We start from the raw sequence: 16,919 nt of genomic DNA on the forward strand, positions 1-16,919 counted from the left end.
GGCATGGATACCACCGATCTTCTGCTTGCCATCTTTCATCATCTGCTGGTGTTTTCACTGGCCGGCATCATCGGCGCCGAATTTGTCCTGATCCGCGGCGATCTGCCCGCCGCGACGCTTCGGCGGCTTGTCGGCATCGATCGCCATTATGGCATCATCGCCATGCTGATCATCGTTGTCGGCATCGGACGCGTCATCTACGGCCTGAAGGGTTGGGAATTCTACGTCTACAACTGGGCGTTCTGGGCAAAGATGGTGGCCTTCGTCACCGTCGGCCTGCTGTCGATCGTCCCGACGGTCCGCTTTGCGTCCTGGAGCAGGCAGGCCTCGGCCAGTCCCGGCTTTCAAGTGCCGGCGGCACAACTTGCATCCGTTCGAACTTATGTCCGCGCCGAAGCCTTGATCTTCCTGCTGATCCCGGTCTTTGCCGCGGCGATGGCGCGCGGCTACGGCTACTGAATTTCGCTTACCGGTTCGAGCGGCGCAATTTCGACCAGCGGCGCCGGAACATCATTCGTCTTCTCCTCGGCCTTGCAGATGTCGGCGATGACACAGATCGGGCAATCCGGTTTGCGCGCCTTGCAGACATAGCGGCCATGCAGGATCAGCCAGTGATGCGCATGGCGCATGTATTCGTCCGGAATGATCCTCAACAGCCCCTGCTCGACCTGTTCCGGCGTCTTGCCGGGCGCCAGCCGCAGCCGGTTGCCGATGCGAAAGATATGCGTGTCGACCGCCATGGTGTGCTGGCCGAAGGCCATGTTGAGCACGACATTGGCGGTCTTGCGCCCGACGCCCGGCAGCTTGACCAATTGATCGCGGTCGTCGGGCACCTCGCCACCATGATCGCGGATCAGCGCCTCCGACAGCGCGATGACGTTCTTGGCCTTGTTGCGCCAGAGCCCAACGGTGCGGATATAGTCGCCGACCTTGGTTTCGCCGAGAGCCAGCATCTTTTGCGGCGTGTCGGCGACCTTGAACAGCGCCCGCGTCGCCTTGTTGACCCCGACATCGGTCGCCTGTGCCGAAAGCACCACCGCCACCAGCAGCGTGAAGGCGTTGATGTGTTCGAGCTCGCCCTTCGGCTCGGGCCGCTGAACGGAAAAGCGTCGGAAAATCTCGTGCACTTCGGCCGGGCTGTAGCGCGAATCGGACCGCACCGGCCGGGCACGCGGTTTGGCGTTCGCACCGTCGCGTCGGCCGGGGAGCAGTTCATTTTTGGGTGTAGCGGAATTTTTGGACTTGGGGCTCGTCATCCCCTTCCTATAATATCCCGGCATGAGCGACACAAACGCCTCATATCAGGCCGACGAGCCATTCTTCCAGGCGTTGCTGATACCGCATCGCTCGCTGGGCAAAACCGGCTTTGCCATCCTGATGGGCGCTCTGCTGTTCGGCTCGTTGGTCACCGGAGCGTTTTTCCTGTCGCGCGGCGCCTGGCCGGTGTTCGGCTTCCTAGGTCTCGACGTCATCGCCGTCTACATCGCCTTTCGCGCCAATTATCGTGCCGCCCGCGCCCGTGAGGAAGTGTCGGTCTCGCGCACCAGCCTCGATATCCGCAAGACCGCGCCATCAGGCAAATCGGAAGCACATCGCTTCAATCCGTTTTGGGCGCGTTTTTCGGTCGCCCGCCACGCCGAAATCGGCATCACCAGGATGGCGGTGGAAGCACAAGGCCAGAATGTGCCGATCGGCGGCTTCCTCAATCCCGATGACCGCGAGAGCTTTGCGTCAGCCTTTTCGCGCGCCCTGGCGACCGCGAAAGCGCGCTGAATGTGAGCGAACCGCCTCGTTCGCGAACCGGTTCTGCGGTGCCTCATAAACCGGCAATCGGCCAAGAACGGTAATCGGCAGCGTCTACTTCTCCCTGCTGGAATGCACCTTTTTGCCAACCCTCGTCGGCTCCTTCCTCAAGCCAGATCTATCTGGATGCACATGACGAGAAGGCAAGTTTCGGGTGGTGATCGGAGCCGCGAAGGACGATATTCACGATCAAGGAGATGGCCCGATGAACGCACAGACAGCTATTCTGAAGAAAGACATCACACCCGAAGGCGGTGACTACGAAGTTGTTCGGCGCGCGATCGAGAAGATCAGCCTTGACTATCGTGACCAGCCGTCGCTCGAGATATTGGCGGAGGAAGTCGGCGAGACACCGACCGGGTTGCAGAAGCTCTTCACTCGCTGGGCCGGCCTGTCGCCCAAGGCGTTTCTGCAGGCGGTCACGCTCGACCATGCGCGCAAACTGCTCGATTCCGGCATGCCGCTGCTCGAGGCTTCTTTCGAGGTCGGCATGTCAGGCCCCGGCCGGTTGCACGACCTTTTCGTCACCCACGAGGCGATGTCGCCGGGCGACTACAAGACGCGCGGCGCCGGGCTGACGATCCGCTGCGGCTATCATATCTCGCCTTTCGGCATCGCCCTGATTATGGTCACAGATCGTGGGCTTGCCGGCCTCGCCTTCAGCGATGCCGGCGACGAGCGCGCAGCCTTTGCCGACATGTCCGGCCGCTGGCCGAACGCAAACTATGTCGAGGACATGGCCGCGACGGCGCCCTATGCGGCGCGCATCTTCGACCCGGCACTGTGGCGCGCCGACCAGCCGCTGCGCGTCGTCTTGATCGGCACCGACTTCCAGGTCCGCGTCTGGGAGGCCCTGCTGCGCATCCCGATGGGCAAGGCCTGCACCTATTCCTCGATCGCCGCCGGCATCGGCGCACCGAGCGCCAGCCGGGCGGTGGGTGCCGCGGTCGGCGCCAATCCGATGTCCTTCGTGGTGCCGTGCCACCGGGCTCTCGGCAAGTCCGGCGCGCTCACAGGCTACCACTGGGGCCTGACGCGCAAACGCGCCATCCTTGGCTGGGAAGCGGGACAGGTCGGATCCTGAAATCGCGCGCCAATTGTCGATGTCGGCACCGCCGACGCCTGGAGTTGCGCTGAGAAGCGCGTTCAAACCTGACGCGATTAGATCGCGCGGTCTGGCAAGCGGCGGCCTTACGGAGTAGCTTCCCGCAGTCAGCAGGGAGGCACCACTTGATAATCGTTGTCGGCTCGATCAACCTCGACCTTATCGCCAATGTCGACCGCTTGCCCGCACCGGGCGAGACGGTCCGTGGCTCCGGTTTCGCCACCGCACCCGGCGGCAAGGGCGCCAACCAGGCGCTGGCCGCCGCGCGTGCCGGCGCCAAGGTGCGCATGGTCGGCGCGGTCGGCAAGGACAATTTCGCCACCGAAGCGCTGGCGCTGTTGCGGGACGGCAAGATCGACCTGTCCGGTGTCGGTGAAACCTTCGCCTCGACCGGCACGGCCTTGATCATGGTCGCCGACGACGGCGAGAATGTCATTGCGGTGGTGCCGGGCGCCAATGATTCGGTCGTCACAGGCGACCTCTCCAAGGCTTTCATGAAGAAGGGCGATGTCGTGCTCCTGCAGCAGGAGATCCCGCTGCAGACTGTCGATGCAGCACTGGACGCAGCACGGGCGGCAGGCGCGGTTACCGTGCTCAACACGGCACCGTTCCGCGCAGAGGCGGCCGCCTTCCTCGGCAAGGCCGATTATGTCGTCGCCAACGAAACCGAATTCGACCTCTATGGCGAGGCGCTGTCGCTGAGCGGCCGCGATCGCCCGGCGCGGATGCGCGATTTCGCGGGGACGACCGGTCGCACAATAGTCGTCACGCTCGGCGGTGACGGCGTTCTGGCCGCCACGCCAGCCGATCTCCTGATGGTTCCGGCGTTTAACATCACTCCGGTCGATACGGTCGGCGCTGGCGACACGTTCTGCGGCTATTTCGCCGCCGGGCTGTCATCGGGCCTGCCGCTCGACCAGGCGCTCGCCCGTGCTGCAGCCGCTGGTTCGCTCGCTTGCCTGAAGCCCGGCGCCCAGCCGGCGATCCCACTAGCGAAGGACGTCGAGGCGGCGCTCCAAAACACGCCAGCCAGGTGAGAGCCATGCGTCCGGCCACAAAACACGCCGTGCCGCCTGCCGGCAATATCTGCCGCCTGTCCGCCGTGGATCTTGCCGAGGCGATCGGGCGCAGGCGGTTGTCGGTGCGCGAGGTGGCGACGGCATTCCTCGACCGGATCGACGCGGTAAACCCGCTGGTCAACGCCATCGTCTCGCTGCGCGACCGTGCCGACATCTTGCGCGAGGCCGACAGGGCAGACGCCCATCTGGCGCATGCTGGGCATGCCGGACCGCTGTTCGGTCTGCCGATCGCCATCAAGGATCTCGCGCAGACCAAGGGCCTCAGGACCAGCTTCGGCTCGCCGATCTTCGCCGATTTCGTGCCGCAGGAAGACGATTTCTTCGTCGAGCGCATCCGCAAGGCCGGCGCCATCATCATCGGCAAGACCAACGTTCCCGAATTCGGCCTGGGCTCCAACACCTACAACACGGTGTTCGGTTCGACACTCAATGCTTTCGACCCGGCCTTGACCGCCGGCGGTTCGAGCGGCGGCGCGGCGGTCGCACTGGCGCTCGACATGGTGCCTGTCGCCGATGGCAGCGACTTTGGCGGCTCGCTGCGCAGCCCGGCCGCCTACAACAACGTCTATGGCTTCCGTCCGTCGCAGGGACTTGTCCCGGCCGGCCCCGAGCTTGACGTCTTCCACGCCCAGATGGGCGTCGAAGGGCCGATGGGCCGCAACGTTCGCGACATGGCGTTGCTGCTCGACGAGCAGGCTGGCTACGACCCTCGCGCGCCGCTCTCGCATCACAAACAGGGCTGCTTCCTGCAGGGACTGCAAACGCCGACGGCCGGCGGCCGCATCGCCTGGCTCGGCGATCTCGGTGGTCATCTGCCGGTCGAACCCGGCATCCTTAGTCTTTGCGAGGCCGCTCTCGGCCGGATCGCCGCGGCATCCTTTCAGACCGAAGCGCTGGTGCCGGATTTCGATTTCGAAGCGCTGTGGCAGGCCTTCGTGACGCTGCGCCAGGCGAGCAGCGGTTGTGCGCTCAAGGCGCATTACGACGATCCCTTGAAACGCGCTCTTCTGAAGCCGGAGGCCGTGTGGGAGGTGGAACAGGCGCTGCAACTCACGGCGCCGCAGATCCACGCCGCCACGGTGAGGCGCTCGTCCTGGCATCGAACGTTGCTGTCACTCTTCGACCGCTTCGACCTGATCGCGCTGCCAACCGCCCAGGTTTTTCCCTTCGATGTGCTCACCCACTGGCCGACCCAAGTGGCCGGGCGTGCCATGGACAGCTATCACCGCTGGATGCAGGTGTCAGCGCTCGCCACGCTGGGCGGCTGCCCGGCGGTCAGTGTACCGGCCGGCTTCGATGGCAGCGGCAGGCCGATGGGCATGCAATTGATCGGGCGGCCGCGCGGTGACATGGCCGTGCTGAGAGCGGCGGCAGCCTACGAGACGACGCTGCCGTGGCTGGCTGGAGCCTAAAATAATCCAGGTCAAGGTTGCCGGCGACATCTCCTGCCGGCTTGCAGCCGCGTTACTGTCATGCATTGATCGCGGTCAGCCGTGTCGCAAAGCCGCATACTGTTGAGGAAACCATGTCGCTGGAACTCTATGCCACCTATCTCGTCGCCTGCCTTGTCATCATCCTGGTACCCGGACCGACGGTCACGCTGATCATCGCCAACAGCATCCGCCATGGCTCTCGCGCCGGCCTCGCCAACGTCGCTGGCACACAGGCCGGACTGGCGATCATGATCGCCATTGTCGGCATCGGATTGACCTCGCTGATCGCGGGAATGGGCCATTGGTTGGAATGGGTCAGGCTGATCGGTGCCGCGTATCTGATCTGGATGGGTGTGCAGATGTTCCGCTCCAAGGGCAAGCTGAACGCCGACGGATCGGTAAAGACACCGCGCGGCGGCTTCTTCCTGCAGGGCCTGCTGGTGGCGATCAGCAATCCCAAGACGCTGGTGTTCTTCGGCGCCTTCTTTCCGCAGTTCATCGCCCCTGACGGCAACTATGGGTTGCAGATCGGCGTCATGGGTCTCACCGCCATGATCTTTGCCGCCGTATCGGATTCGACCTACGCGCTGGCCGCCGGCCGCGCCGGACGCCTGCTTTCGGCCGGCCGCGTCAAGCTGCTGTCGCGGATAAGCGGCAGCTTTCTGGTCGGCGGCGGGCTGTGGCTGGCGTTTTCAAAGGCGAAGTGAGCGGCACTCTTTTCCTTCTCCCCTCGTGGGAGAAGGTAGCCGCCCACGGGTCTTGCCTCCGGCAAGCCCGAGGACAGGCTCCGCGGCCGGATGAGGGGTGTTCCAGCTTGGCACCAACAGCGCTCCGGCCAACACCCTCAACCGTCTCGGCGCTGCACGCCGATCCCCCGCCCGGGGCGAGTCACGGGCCTCGCCCGCCCTTCGGGCCACAAGGCCCCACAAGGGGAGAAGGAAGCGGCCCTAAAGCCGGCCCAGCCTTTCCAGCAGCAGCGCGAACAACGCATCGTGGTCGATGTCGCGCATCACCATGGCGTTGCTCGGCCGTTTGGTCACGCCCCACCAGTCGATCACGGTCATGCCCATGGTGAGTTCCGAGGCGGTTTCCACAGCGACGTTGCAGTTGCGGCCCCTGAACAGCTCGGGTTTCAATAGATAGGCGATGACGCAAGGGTCATGCAGCGGACCGCCGTCGGTGCCGTATTTCTCTTCGTCGAATCGTTCGAAGAATTCCAGCATCTCCGCCGTGGCCGTGCCGACCCTGGTGCCGAGCTTGCGGTAGGCTTGGGTGCGCTTGGCCGTGGTCAGCGCCTTGTGGGTGACGTCGAGCGGCATCATGACGATCGGAATGCCGGATTTGAATACGACATCGGCGGCATGCGGGTCGACATAGATGTTGAATTCGGAGGTCGGGGTGACGTTGCCGCCTTCGAAGAAGCCGCCGCCCATCAGCACGATTTCCTTGATGCGCGGCGCAATGTTCGGCTCGCGGATCAGCGCCAGCGCTATGTTGGTGAGCGGGCCGAGTGCGCACAGGGTGATCGTGCCGCTCTCTTCCTTCATCAGCGTCTCGACGATGAAATCGACTGCGTACTGGGCCTGCAGCTCCATGGTTGGTTCGGGCAATTGCGGTCCGTTGAGCCCGGTCTCGCCGTGCACCTCCTCGGCGGTTACCAGTTCGCGCGCCAGCGGCCGGATGGCGCCGGCATAGACCTTGATGTCAGGCCGGCCGGCCAGCTCGCAGATCTTGCGTGCATTCTTTTCGGTGAGTCTCAGCGGCACGTTGCCGGCGACGGCGGTCATGCCGACGATCTCCAGCTCGGCGCTGCCGAGCGCCAGCAATATGGCGACGGCATCATCCTGGCCGGGATCCGTGTCGATGATGATCTTGCGAGATTGGGGCATTTCAATTCCTTGTTTAGGGAGTCTTTTTGGGCGGGGCTTTTGACGGCTTGAACTCGACCGCCGGGCGGACCATATCAAGACCATCGGGAAAAATGCCATCCGGGTTTTTCCGCTTTATGTCGCTCTTGAGAGGACAGTGTAACATGAGTCGAATGACGCCTTTTTCCAGCCCGCTTCTCCTGGGTTTCGACGCCATGGAAAAGACCCTGGAGCGTCTGGCGAAGTCAGGTGACAGCTACCCTCCCTACAACATCGAGCGCCTCAGCGGTGCCGACGGCAAGGCCGAAAGGCTGCGTATCACACTCGCTGTCGCCGGTTTCGCCGAAAACGATCTCGATGTGACCACGGAGGAGAACCAGTTGGTCGTGCGCGGCCGTCAGAACGATGACACCGAGCGCGAATTTCTGCACCGCGGCATTGCCGCGCGCCAGTTCCAGCGCTGTTTCGTGCTGGCCGACGGCATGCGGGTGATCGCGGCTGAGCTGAAGAACGGTCTTTTGTCGATCGATCTCGATCGGCCCGAGTCCGAACGGCTGGTACGGAAAATAAACATATCGGTGAAAGACTGATTTTTACCGATTGCTCTCATGCGAGGCGGCCTTGAACGGGGTCCTCGCAGCACGGAGGCTTAAATGACCAGAACTGACGAAAATCTTATCATGACCAGCGGCGAGTTCGCCCATCTCGGCGAAGGCTCGGTCGCCTATCTCAGGAAAATCTCGAGCGACGATCTGCGCGGCCGTTTCCCGGGCCTCGGCGAAATCGCGCCCGGGCTGGAACTGTGGGCCCTGTTTGCCGCCAACGGCCAGCCGATCCTGCTTTCCGACGCTCGCGAGCGGGCGCTGGCCGGCGCCCTGGAAAACGACCTGACCCCCGTCGCGATCCACTAAGTCGCGATCCACTAACAAGACGGCGCAGCGATCTGGTTAGAACGGACAGGGCCGCTCGCGGCGGCCCTTTAACCGAACTGATCGAAAAAACTCAGGCCGCGTGCGAGGCTTGTGTATCCGATAAAAGCGCATGGATCGCGGCGGCGTCGCGGGTGCCCCTGATCTTGGCCACCGTGTCGGCGTCGCGCAGCACCCGCGCAATGCGCGACAGCGCCTTGAGATGGTCGGCGCCGGCGCCTTCGGGCGCCAAAAGCAGGAACACCAGATCGACCGGCTGGTCGTCCAGCGCCTCGAAATCGACCGGCGTCTCCAGCCGGGCGAAAACCCCGGCGATCCGCTTCACCCCGGCCAGCTTGCCATGCGGAATGGCAATGCCGTTGCCGACACCGGTCGAGCCCAGCCGTTCACGCTGCAGGATGGTGTCGAACACCTCCCGTTCCGGAATGCCGGCAATCGCCGCCGCCCTTTCGGACAGCATTTGCAGCAGTTGCTTCTTGGAGTTCGCCTTCAACGCCGGCAAGATTGCCGGAACGTTGATAAGATCGCTCAGGTCCATACTTGAAATCCCTTGTTCGCCTGCCGTCGCCAGCCCTCACTCTCGCGTGCGGCTGGTGCCTTATCCCAGTGCGGCCTTGGCCGTCAGCCCAGTGCGGCCTTGGCCGTTAGCCCTGCGCGACCTTGGTCGTAGACGGGTCGATCCAGCCGATGTTTCCGTCCGGCCGACGATAGACGATATTGAGATGCTCGTTTCCGGCGTTGCGGAAGACGAGGACCGGGCTGTCCTTGGTGTCGAGTTCGATCACGGCTGACGCCACCGACATGGTCCGCAGCGTCATGGTTGATTCGGCGACGATGGCTGGCGCGAAATTCTCCGGCATTTCCTCGTCATCGTCGGCAAGCGGCGCCATCACCGTATAGGCGACGTCGGTGGGTTCGCCATTGGCGTTGCCTGAATTATGCGACTTCAGCCGACGCTTGTAGCGGCGAAGGCGGGTCTCGAGGCGATCCGCCGCCGCCTCGAAAGCGAGCGTCGGGTCCTGCGCTTCACCGGTCGCCTGCAGCGAAGCGCCGGAATCCAGCCGGATCATGCAATCGGCCGTGTAGCGCGATCCCGATTTGACGACTACAATTTGCCCAGAAAAGCCCCGATCGAAATATTTCCCGATCACCTCTCCGACACGGTCGTTGATGCGCGTACGGAACGCATCGCCGATATCCATGTGTTTTCCTGATATGCGCAGCGTCATCTGAATACTGACCTTCCTTGCTCAGGCTTCAAACTGTCCCGAGTTTATACCCGTGGTCTGAGCGCACAAGCTTTGCGGCGTCACTTGCGCCGATTTTAAATCCGAACTTTTCCGATTGATCACAAGCCGCCTTCTTGACCGTCCCGTGGCCAACGTCGTGACGGACCATCCGCATGCGGGCAGTAGCCCGTCCCATGCGGGCGGGCTTCTAGCCACTTCATTGCGGCTTGTCAATGAAGTGCGAAAGCTGTCGAAAATTCAGTCAGAGATCAGCGTCCGGCGCTGGCCAAAGCGCGTTTTTCACGCCGCCGCTGCACCGACGAGGGAATATTCATGCCCTCCCGATACTTGGCGACCGTGCGCCTGGCGATATCGACGCCGCTTTCCCGCAACATATCCACAATCGCGTCGTCGGAAAGCACGTCGGTAGGTTTCTCCTCGTCGATCAACTGCTTGATGCGGTCGCGCACCGCTTCAGACGAATGCGCGTCACCGCCACCCGACGAAGCGATCGAGGCGGTGAAGAAATAGCGCAGTTCGAACACGCCGCGCGGCGTCAGCATGTATTTGTTGGCGGTGACCCGGCTGACGGTCGATTCGTGCATGCCGATGGCGTCGGCCACCGTGCGCAGGTTGAGCGGCCTCAGGTGACGCACGCCATGGACGAGGAAGGCGTCCTGCTGGCGCACGATTTCTGAGGCAACCTTGAGGATAGTCTTCGCCCGCTGATCGAGGCTGCGCGTCAGCCAATTGGCGTTTTGCAGGCACTCCGCCAGGAAGTCCTTTTCCGTCTGATTTTTCGCATGCGGCGAAACCCGAGCGAAATAGATATGGTCGACCAGCACGCGCGGCAGCGTTTCGGGGTTGAGTTCGATCACCCAGCTCCCGTCATTGGCCGCACGCACTTCGACATCGGCGATGATCGCGTCGCTGGCGCCGCCCGAAAACGCCATCCCCGGGCGCGGATCGAGCGCACGTATCTCGGCCAGCATGTCGAGCAGATCCTCCTCATCGACCCCACAAATCCGTTTCAGGGTCTGGAAATCGCGCCGGGCCAGGAGTTCGAGATTGGCAATCAAAGCCTTCATCGCAGGGTCGAGACGGTCGCGGACGGCAAGCTGCAGCGACAGGCATTCGGCAAGGTCGCGGGCAAAGAGGCCGGTGGGCTCGAATGTCTGGCAGACCGCGAGCGCATTTGCCACCGCCGCTCTGTCGGTGCCGAGACGGGTGGCGATCTCAGCCATGTCGGCGCGCATGTAGCCGGCCTCGTCGAGGCCATCGGCCAGTTCGCTGGCGATCAGGCGTGCTGCCGGGTCGGCGAAGGCAAGCGCGACCTGCTCGGCGACATGCTCGCGCAGCGTGATGGCTCCGGCCGCCATGTCTCCGACGTCAAAACCGTCGGAAGAGGATGCGGAACCGTTGCCGGATGCCGATTTCCACTGGGCCGTCAGGTCGGGACCGAGCCGCTCGCTGGTACCGGGGTCGTCTGGAAACAGGTTTTCCAGCGAAGTATCGAGCTTTTCCGAGATCGCCTCGGCGCTCCACGCCGTTTCCTTCTCGAACCAGTCGCCGGCGGTGGCCGTTTCCGGTGCGGCATCGATCTTCTGCGCCTGGTCGCTGACGGCATCGTCTTGCGGCTCGGCGCGCTCGAGCAAAGGATTGCGCTCGATCTCGTCGTCGATGAAGCGTTCCAGCTCGATGTGGGTGAACTGCAGCAGCCGTATCGACTGCATGAGTTGCGGCGTCATCACCAGCGACTGGGACTGTCGTAGCTGTAGTTTTGCCGCCAACGCCATGGTTCGGTTTCAAACGCCCTGTCTACGCATCCGGACTGCCGGAAGGAGTTCGGCATAGAAACTGGCCCGGCTTTTGCTTGTCAAGGCGACGGCGATCAAAACTCGCCTGTCCGTGCGTATTCCGACGAGAAATCGAAGAAAAAGCTCTGTCTCGCGTCAAAAACCGCGTCTGGACAGAAATTTTCACGCTTAATGCATGTCATGCATGTCGCACAAAAGTGTGCAGCGGTTTTGCGATGACGACATGCCAAACAACAACCTAAAGCGCGTCGCGTGAGGTCAAACGCGATGCGCTTTAGAGTGTAAACCCCTCACCGAGATAAAGCCGCCGCACATCCGGGTTTGCGACCACTTCGTCGGCCCGGCCATGGGTCAACACCTGGCCGGCATGGATGATGTAGGCGCGGTCGATCAGGCCGAGCGTCTCGCGGACATTGTGATCGGTGATGAGCACGCCGATGCCGCGCGCCGTCAGATGGCGCACGAGTTGCTGGATGTCGGCGACGGCGATCGGATCGATGCCGGCGAAAGGCTCGTCGAGCAGCATGTATGCGGGGCGGGTCGCCAGGGCGCGCGCGATTTCAAGGCGCCGCCGCTCGCCGCCGGAAAGCGACAGCGACGGGGCCTTGCGCAGATGGCTGATGTGAAACTCCTCGAGCAGTTCGTCGAGAATACGTTCGCGTTCCTTGCGGCTCTTCTCGACCACTTCGAGCACGGCACGGATGTTTTGCTCGACGCTCAAGCCGCGAAAGATCGACGCCTCCTGCGGAAGGTAGCCGATGCCAAGGCGGGCGCGGCGGTACATAGGCATAGAGGTGACATCGAAGCCGTCGATTTCGATCGTGCCTTCGTCGACCGGCACCAGGCCGGTGACCATGTAGAAGCAGGTGGTCTTGCCGGCGCCGTTGGGACCGAGCAGCCCGACCGCCTCACCGGCGCGCACGCCGATCGTCACGCCGCTGACCACCTTGCGGCCCTTGTAGCTCTTGGTCAGCCCTTTGGCGATCAGGGTTCCCTTGAATTTTACCTGATCGAGGCTAATCGCGGCCGGTGCCGCAAGTTTGCTGGCGGCGCGTCCTGGAAGACGCGCCAACAGCGATGCTACGTCGACCATCAGGGGTTCGCCGCTCCCGACTTCGGCGGCGTGATCGACATCATGACGCGTCCACCGCCGCAGGGGTCGACCTGGGCCAGACCGCTCTTCATCTGCACGGTCAGCTTGCAGCCGACCAGTACATTGTCGCCTTGCGAGAGCACGACTTTGCTGCCTGAAAGCACCAGCACTTCCGTCTTCATGTCGAAGGTGCCGCTGTCGCCCGTGGCGACCTGGTCGTCCGATTTGATATAGACCTTGTTGGCGACCTCCAGACGGTCGATGTCGGCCGAGCCGGTCATCGCGGCACCCGAGGCCTGCTCACCCTTGGCGGCAGCGTCCGGGTCCTTGACGTAATAGACCGTCATCTTGCCGGCCTTGAGCAAGGTCGGACCCTGGACGACGTTTACATTGCCGGTGAACACGGCGACGCTGTCCGCCTGGCGGACCTCGAGCTTGTCGCTTTCGATCTGGATGGGCTTGTCGCCGGACAGTTTGAGGCCCGACAGCTGGCTGGTGGTCCTGGACTGCGCCAGAGCCGGCGCCGCCCCCAAAGCCAGCCCCAAAGCCAGCCCCAGGGCGGCCAGCCCTACGGCCGGCAACGCCGAAGCCGCGGCCACGAGCCGTGTCGAACTACTGAACCGCATTGGATTCTCCGCTCATTGCCTCTGCCGCCTTCAAGCTGGCGGGATCGATGTTGACACGCACTCTGTTCTCGAAGACCACGATCTTGCCGTTGTCCTGGACGAACATCGAATCCGCGGTAATCCGCGACCCGCCACGGCTGACGTCGACCGGATCGTTCGTCTTCATAGTGCCTTTGCCCATGTCGAGAAAGACCGATTTGAACTTTGCCGCCAGGCCATCTGTGGTGGTTATGGTGACATCGCTGGTCAGGCTCATCGTGTTGCCATCGCGATTGAAGCTACCGTGCGGGGCATTGATGGCCGCCACATTGTCGGTTGATATCGGCAGCTTGGCGTCGATGCCTTCCAGATTGATGATACCTTGCTGGCTCACGTCCTGTATGGCGCGCAAAGCCGTCATGGAATAGGGCAGTTTCTGCTTGGTGAACCCGTTGAGCTTGGGGTGGGCCATCACCAGCTTGCCGTTGGCGAACGCGCTGGCGTCGGCCTGGACCTGGATTGAGCCAGGTGCCACGAGATAGGAATAGACCGGGACGGCGACCGCGATCGCGGCAGCGGCCAGCGGCACCGCCAGCTTCAAGATACGCACGCGGCGCGAATGGCGCTGGGCGATGCCGAAGGCGTCGACTCGCGCCGGGCCTACGTCCGGGGAAGCCAACTCCGTCTCGGTGTTGGTCGGTTCGATCGGTCGCGCTAACATAACTGCTTTCTTCTAAACCCCTGCCGCCAAGCACCCCTATAGGTGGGATGCCGGCGCCCTCAAGCAAGCACAAGCGGAGGAAAACCGCAAAAGTGTGACGGTTGCTGTTGCACAAACGAAAATGAAACCGGCACAACTTGCACGTCATACCAGATACGGGCGGACAGCGTTAGGGGCTGTGGATTGGTCTTTTATGTTCTCTCGAAACGCCGGCTCGCCAGCGTCGAGAGCTTGTCTTTGGCGCAAGCTCGTCAGGAATCGGTAGCCGGGCGCGGGCGGTTGCTTTAAAAGCATCTGCTCCCCACCGACTATGAGGCTGACCATGGTACTGAGAGCCGACGACCTGATCGACCGCCGCCGCTTGCGTCGCAAGCTGACATTCTGGCGCGTTGCAGCGCTTGTCGTCGCAGCAGCCGGGCTGATTGCCTTTTCGACCTGGATTTACGGCGATGACTTCACTGGCGCGGCGGTCGACCATATCGCCAAGGTCAAGATCGAGGGCACCATCACCGAAGACGAAGACCTGATCAAGCAGCTGGACGCCATCCGTCAATCCTCCAGGGTGAAAGCTGTGATCCTGGCGATCGATTCACCTGGCGGCACCACCGTCGGCGGCGAATCGATCTACGAGGCAGTGCGCGAGCTGGCCGCCGAGAAGCCGGTGGTGGCCCAGGTCGGCACGCTGGCCGCATCGGCGGGCTATATGATCGCCACCGCGACCGATCATATCGTCGCGCGCAAATCGTCGATTGTCGGCTCGATAGGCGTGCTGATCCAGTATCCGGACGTCAGCGGCCTTATGAACAAACTCGGCGTCAAGCTCGAGGAAGTGAAATCGTCGCCGTTGAAAGCTTCGCCGTCGCCTTTCAAGCCGACCAATGACGACGAGCGCACCATGGTCCGCAAGCTCATTCTCGACAGCTACGACTGGTTCGTCGGCATCGTCGCCGAACGCCGCAAGATGACCAAACCGGAGGCGCTGGCGCTGGCGGACGGATCGATCTTCACCGGCCGGCAGGCCGTTGCCAACAAATTGGTCGACGCGGTCGGCGGCGAGACCGAAGCGATCGACTGGCTCGCAACCAAGGGCATCGACGCCAAGCTCAAGGTGGTGGAGTGGAAGGACGCGGAAAGCGGCGGCTTCCTGTTCTCGAAGGCGATGGCACGAACCATCGGCAGTGCGCTCGGCCTGCCCGACTATGGCGGCGACATCATTCACGAACTTGGTGCCGATCGCTTGTTTCTTGACGGTCTGGTTTCCGTCTGGCACCCTTGAGACGAGTGAAAAAGCAAATAAAATCATCCTCATAATTTGACCGCAGTGTTTTCACGGGGAGCCTTCTCATGATCAAATCCGAACTTGTGCAGATCATCGCCACACGCAACCCGCACCTTTTCCTGCGTGACGTTGAAAACATTGTCGGCGCGATTTTCGACGAGATCACCGACGCGCTTGCCGAAGGCAACCGGGTCGAACTGCGCGGTTTCGGCGCTTTCTCGGTGAAAAACCGCCCCGCCCGCACCGGCCGCAATCCGCGTACCGGCGAATCCGTCGAGGTCGAGGAGAAATGGGTGCCGTCCTTCAAGACCGGCAAGGAATTGCGTGAAAGGCTGAACAGCGGCAAATAAGCGCCGCGCGGGCTCATGCGCCATGCCGGCCTTTTCAGGAGGCCCGGCCTTTGGTAGAGCCCGCCTTCGACAGGAAATTCTATGTTCAATCGTTTCATGCTCATCGTGGTCTTCGTGCCGCTGGCCGTCATTCTGATTGCGCTGGCGGTCGCCAACCGCGATCCGGTTGCCTTCACCCTGGACCCATTCAACCCCGGCAATCCGGCGCTGACGATGACGCTGCCGCTTTTCATCTTCCTGTTCCTGGCCCTCGCCATCGGCATGATCGTCGGCAGCCTGGCGACCTGGATCAAGCAGGGCCGCTATCGCAAGCTGGCGCGCCAGCGCGGCGTCGAGGCCGAGAACTTGCGCCAGGCGGTCAGCCGGGCACCGGCCGCGCAACAAGGCCCCTCCTTGCCGAAGCCGACGGGCTGAGCCGGAACCGCCGCGCGTCCTTTTTGGGCGCGCAAAGGACGCTGTACCATTTTTGATTGCGCATGATCTTTGCAGAAAATCGCTTCTGATTTCGCGGTCATGCGTCAGGCGTATTTCTCTCGACGGAGTTTCTTATGCTGAGCATTTCGGCGGCCGAGGTCGATCAGGCGCTGACCTTTCCCGGCCTGGTCGAAACGCTGCGCGCGGCTTTTCGCGATGGCGCGGTACAGCCGGTCAGGCACCACCATACGGTCGAACGGCCCGACGGCGCGGCCTCGACCCTGCTCCTGATGCCGGCCTGGACCGACTTCAAAGCCGCCGGCTCGTCGGCAGGCGGCCATATCGGCGTCAAGATCGTCACCGTGTCGCCCGACAACAACGCCGTGGGCAAACCCGCTGTGATGGGGCTTTACCTCCTGCTCGACGGTGCGACCGGCGAGCCTGAAGCCATGATCGACGGCCAGCGGCTGACGCAGTGGCGCACGGCCTGCGCCTCGGCGCTGGCAGCCTCCTATCTGGCCCGCGAGGACGCTTCGCGGCTGCTGGTGGTCGGCGCCGGCGCGCTGTCGCCGTTCCTCGCCAGGGCGCATTGCGCGGTGCGGCCGATCACCGTCATCCGCATCTGGAACCGCACGCCCGCCAATGCAGAAAAGGTTGCGGCGGAATTGCGCGCCGAGGGCTTTGCGGCCACCGCCGCGAGCGATCTCGACGCCGAACTCGGCCAGGCCGACATCGTTTCGTCGGCGACGATCACGACCACGCCGCTGATCAAGGGCGCGCTGTTGAAGCCGGGGACCCATGTCGATCTGGTCGGCGGCTTCACGCCGGCCATGCGCGAAAGCGACGACGATGCGATTGCGCGCGCCCGCGTCTACGTCGACACCCGGGCCGGCGCCACCAAGGAAGCGGGCGACATCGTCCAGCCGCTGGCCTCGGGCGTGCTGGAGGCGCAAGCCATCGTCGCCGACCTGCATGAATTGGCACGCGACCAGAAGAAGGGCCGGCAGAGCCCCGGTGAGATCACGCTGTTCAAATCGGTCGGCGCAGCCCTCGAAGACCTCGCCGCCGGCATTGCGGTGTACAAGGCGATGGGGAAGTTAGGGGAGTAGGGGGAGTCGTACCATTGGATCGGCTTCGTGCAAGCCATCTTTCCCTATTCACTTACTGCTTTATGCCCTACTCCCCTACTCCCTT

General features: G+C 63.0%; 20 protein-coding genes. 12 read left to right on the top strand and 8 right to left on the bottom strand.

Features of this window, described 5'->3' with window-relative positions; translation table 11 throughout:
* Positions 1-3: 3 nt before the first annotated feature.
* On the top strand, positions 4-459 hold the full coding sequence (locus AC0L2M_RS16760) for a DUF2214 family protein (protein WP_128169894.1): 456 nt from the start codon (positions 4-6) through the stop codon (positions 457-459).
* Here the strand turns inward: AC0L2M_RS16760 and nth are convergent.
* Complete coding sequence (gene nth, locus AC0L2M_RS16765) at positions 453-1,256, bottom strand: endonuclease III (RefSeq protein ID WP_473535403.1); 804 nt, start codon at positions 1,254-1,256, stop codon at positions 453-455. The two genes, AC0L2M_RS16760 and nth, sit on opposite strands and share 7 nt — an antisense overlap.
* A 22-nt stretch (positions 1,257-1,278) precedes the next feature.
* Between nth and AC0L2M_RS16770 the strand changes: the two genes are divergently transcribed.
* From AC0L2M_RS16770 to AC0L2M_RS16790, 5 genes are all read left to right on the top strand, one after another.
* A complete protein-coding gene (locus AC0L2M_RS16770) occupies positions 1,279-1,773 on the top strand; it encodes a DUF2244 domain-containing protein (protein WP_023797457.1) in 495 nt (164 codons plus the stop codon).
* Between the two features lie 235 nt (positions 1,774-2,008).
* Complete coding sequence (locus tag AC0L2M_RS16775) at positions 2,009-2,887, top strand: methylated-DNA--[protein]-cysteine S-methyltransferase (protein ID WP_473535404.1); 879 nt, start codon at positions 2,009-2,011, stop codon at positions 2,885-2,887.
* A gap of 146 nt (positions 2,888-3,033) precedes the next feature.
* Positions 3,034-3,945 carry a ribokinase gene (locus AC0L2M_RS16780; RefSeq protein ID WP_473532022.1) on the top strand — a complete coding sequence of 304 codons (912 nt, stop codon included), beginning with the start codon at positions 3,034-3,036 and terminating at the stop codon, positions 3,943-3,945.
* Between the two features lie 5 nt (positions 3,946-3,950).
* Entirely contained in the window at positions 3,951-5,399 is a 1,449-nt protein-coding gene (locus tag AC0L2M_RS16785) for an amidase (RefSeq protein ID WP_473535405.1), read from the top strand.
* 113 nt (positions 5,400-5,512) lie between these two features.
* Positions 5,513-6,127: a LysE family translocator gene (locus AC0L2M_RS16790; RefSeq protein ID WP_473535406.1), complete on the top strand. Its 615-nt coding sequence runs from the start codon at positions 5,513-5,515 to the stop codon at positions 6,125-6,127.
* Positions 6,128-6,367: 240 nt separating this feature from the next.
* On the opposite strand, the gene AC0L2M_RS16795 is transcribed toward AC0L2M_RS16790, so the two are convergent.
* On the bottom strand, positions 6,368-7,309 hold the full coding sequence (locus tag AC0L2M_RS16795; RefSeq protein WP_023797452.1) for a nucleoside hydrolase: 942 nt from the start codon (positions 7,307-7,309) through the stop codon (positions 6,368-6,370).
* A gap of 143 nt (positions 7,310-7,452) precedes the next feature.
* Between AC0L2M_RS16795 and AC0L2M_RS16800 the strand changes: the two genes are divergently transcribed.
* Positions 7,453-7,878: an Hsp20 family protein gene (locus AC0L2M_RS16800; protein ID WP_023797450.1), complete on the top strand. Its 426-nt coding sequence runs from the start codon at positions 7,453-7,455 to the stop codon at positions 7,876-7,878.
* Positions 7,879-7,941: 63 nt separating this feature from the next.
* Complete coding sequence (locus tag AC0L2M_RS16805) at positions 7,942-8,199, top strand: BQ00720 family protein (RefSeq protein ID WP_023797449.1); 258 nt, start codon at positions 7,942-7,944, stop codon at positions 8,197-8,199.
* A gap of 91 nt (positions 8,200-8,290) precedes the next feature.
* Here AC0L2M_RS16805 and ptsN read toward each other — a convergent pair whose 3' ends face one another.
* The 6 genes from ptsN to lptC all read right to left on the bottom strand — a co-directional run bounded on the left by ptsN (position 8,291) and on the right by lptC (position 13,682).
* A complete protein-coding gene (gene ptsN / locus AC0L2M_RS16810) occupies positions 8,291-8,755 on the bottom strand; it encodes a PTS IIA-like nitrogen regulatory protein PtsN (protein ID WP_023797448.1) in 465 nt (154 codons plus the stop codon).
* 106 nt (positions 8,756-8,861) lie between these two features.
* Positions 8,862-9,446, bottom strand: a complete 585-nt coding sequence (hpf, locus tag AC0L2M_RS16815) for a ribosome hibernation-promoting factor, HPF/YfiA family (RefSeq protein WP_023797447.1) — start codon at positions 9,444-9,446, stop codon at positions 8,862-8,864.
* Positions 9,447-9,715: 269 nt separating this feature from the next.
* Entirely contained in the window at positions 9,716-11,242 is a 1,527-nt protein-coding gene (gene rpoN, locus AC0L2M_RS16820) for an RNA polymerase factor sigma-54 (RefSeq protein ID WP_128173493.1), read from the bottom strand.
* A gap of 295 nt (positions 11,243-11,537) precedes the next feature.
* Entirely contained in the window at positions 11,538-12,356 is an 819-nt protein-coding gene (gene lptB / locus AC0L2M_RS16825; RefSeq protein WP_287230420.1) for an LPS export ABC transporter ATP-binding protein, read from the bottom strand.
* The gene (locus AC0L2M_RS16830; protein ID WP_128173492.1) at positions 12,356-12,982 is read right to left on the bottom strand and encodes an LptA/OstA family protein; all 627 of its coding nucleotides are present in this window, start codon (positions 12,980-12,982) and stop codon (positions 12,356-12,358) included. Before AC0L2M_RS16830 ends, lptB begins: the two co-directional genes overlap by 1 nt.
* A complete protein-coding gene (gene lptC / locus AC0L2M_RS16835) occupies positions 12,969-13,682 on the bottom strand; it encodes an LPS export ABC transporter periplasmic protein LptC (RefSeq protein WP_128247354.1) in 714 nt (237 codons plus the stop codon). Before lptC ends, AC0L2M_RS16830 begins: the two co-directional genes overlap by 14 nt.
* Before the next feature lie 322 nt (positions 13,683-14,004).
* Here lptC and sppA point away from each other — a divergent pair, with 322 nt between their 5' ends.
* The 4 genes from sppA to lhpI all read left to right on the top strand — a co-directional run bounded on the left by sppA (position 14,005) and on the right by lhpI (position 16,834).
* Entirely contained in the window at positions 14,005-14,958 is a 954-nt protein-coding gene (gene sppA, locus AC0L2M_RS16840; protein WP_128171126.1) for a signal peptide peptidase SppA, read from the top strand.
* A gap of 68 nt (positions 14,959-15,026) precedes the next feature.
* On the top strand, positions 15,027-15,311 hold the full coding sequence (locus AC0L2M_RS16845; protein WP_473535407.1) for an integration host factor subunit beta: 285 nt from the start codon (positions 15,027-15,029) through the stop codon (positions 15,309-15,311).
* An 81-nt stretch (positions 15,312-15,392) separates the two neighbouring features.
* Positions 15,393-15,725, top strand: a complete 333-nt coding sequence (locus AC0L2M_RS16850) for a LapA family protein (RefSeq protein WP_027153064.1) — start codon at positions 15,393-15,395, stop codon at positions 15,723-15,725.
* A gap of 134 nt (positions 15,726-15,859) precedes the next feature.
* Entirely contained in the window at positions 15,860-16,834 is a 975-nt protein-coding gene (gene lhpI / locus AC0L2M_RS16855) for a bifunctional Delta(1)-pyrroline-2-carboxylate/Delta(1)-piperideine-2-carboxylate reductase (protein WP_473535408.1), read from the top strand.
* Positions 16,835-16,919: the final 85 nt, after the last annotated feature.

Source organism: Mesorhizobium sp. WSM4806 (assembly GCF_055811635.1).

Coding starts and splice junctions, on each gene's coding strand:
- AC0L2M_RS16850 (WP_027153064.1), top strand. CDS start 15,393: ATGTTCAATCGTTTCATGCTCATCGTGGTCTTCGTGCCGCTGGCCGTC.
- AC0L2M_RS16805 (WP_023797449.1), top strand. CDS start 7,942: ATGACCAGAACTGACGAAAATCTTATCATGACCAGCGGCGAGTTCGCC.
- AC0L2M_RS16830 (WP_128173492.1), bottom strand. CDS start 12,982: ATGCGGTTCAGTAGTTCGACACGGCTCGTGGCCGCGGCTTCGGCGTTG.
- AC0L2M_RS16775 (WP_473535404.1), top strand. CDS start 2,009: ATGAACGCACAGACAGCTATTCTGAAGAAAGACATCACACCCGAAGGC.
- AC0L2M_RS16785 (WP_473535405.1), top strand. CDS start 3,951: ATGCGTCCGGCCACAAAACACGCCGTGCCGCCTGCCGGCAATATCTGC.
- lptB (WP_287230420.1), bottom strand. CDS start 12,356: ATGGTCGACGTAGCATCGCTGTTGGCGCGTCTTCCAGGACGCGCCGCC.
- sppA (WP_128171126.1), top strand. CDS start 14,005: ATGGTACTGAGAGCCGACGACCTGATCGACCGCCGCCGCTTGCGTCGC.
- rpoN (WP_128173493.1), bottom strand. CDS start 11,242: ATGGCGTTGGCGGCAAAACTACAGCTACGACAGTCCCAGTCGCTGGTG.
- nth (WP_473535403.1), bottom strand. CDS start 1,256: ATGACGAGCCCCAAGTCCAAAAATTCCGCTACACCCAAAAATGAACTG.
- hpf (WP_023797447.1), bottom strand. CDS start 9,446: ATGACGCTGCGCATATCAGGAAAACACATGGATATCGGCGATGCGTTC.
- AC0L2M_RS16760 (WP_128169894.1), top strand. CDS start 4: ATGGATACCACCGATCTTCTGCTTGCCATCTTTCATCATCTGCTGGTG.
- ptsN (WP_023797448.1), bottom strand. CDS start 8,755: ATGGACCTGAGCGATCTTATCAACGTTCCGGCAATCTTGCCGGCGTTG.
- AC0L2M_RS16770 (WP_023797457.1), top strand. CDS start 1,279: ATGAGCGACACAAACGCCTCATATCAGGCCGACGAGCCATTCTTCCAG.
- AC0L2M_RS16800 (WP_023797450.1), top strand. CDS start 7,453: ATGAGTCGAATGACGCCTTTTTCCAGCCCGCTTCTCCTGGGTTTCGAC.
- AC0L2M_RS16845 (WP_473535407.1), top strand. CDS start 15,027: ATGATCAAATCCGAACTTGTGCAGATCATCGCCACACGCAACCCGCAC.
- AC0L2M_RS16790 (WP_473535406.1), top strand. CDS start 5,513: ATGTCGCTGGAACTCTATGCCACCTATCTCGTCGCCTGCCTTGTCATC.
- lptC (WP_128247354.1), bottom strand. CDS start 13,682: ATGTTAGCGCGACCGATCGAACCGACCAACACCGAGACGGAGTTGGCT.
- lhpI (WP_473535408.1), top strand. CDS start 15,860: ATGCTGAGCATTTCGGCGGCCGAGGTCGATCAGGCGCTGACCTTTCCC.
- AC0L2M_RS16795 (WP_023797452.1), bottom strand. CDS start 7,309: ATGCCCCAATCTCGCAAGATCATCATCGACACGGATCCCGGCCAGGAT.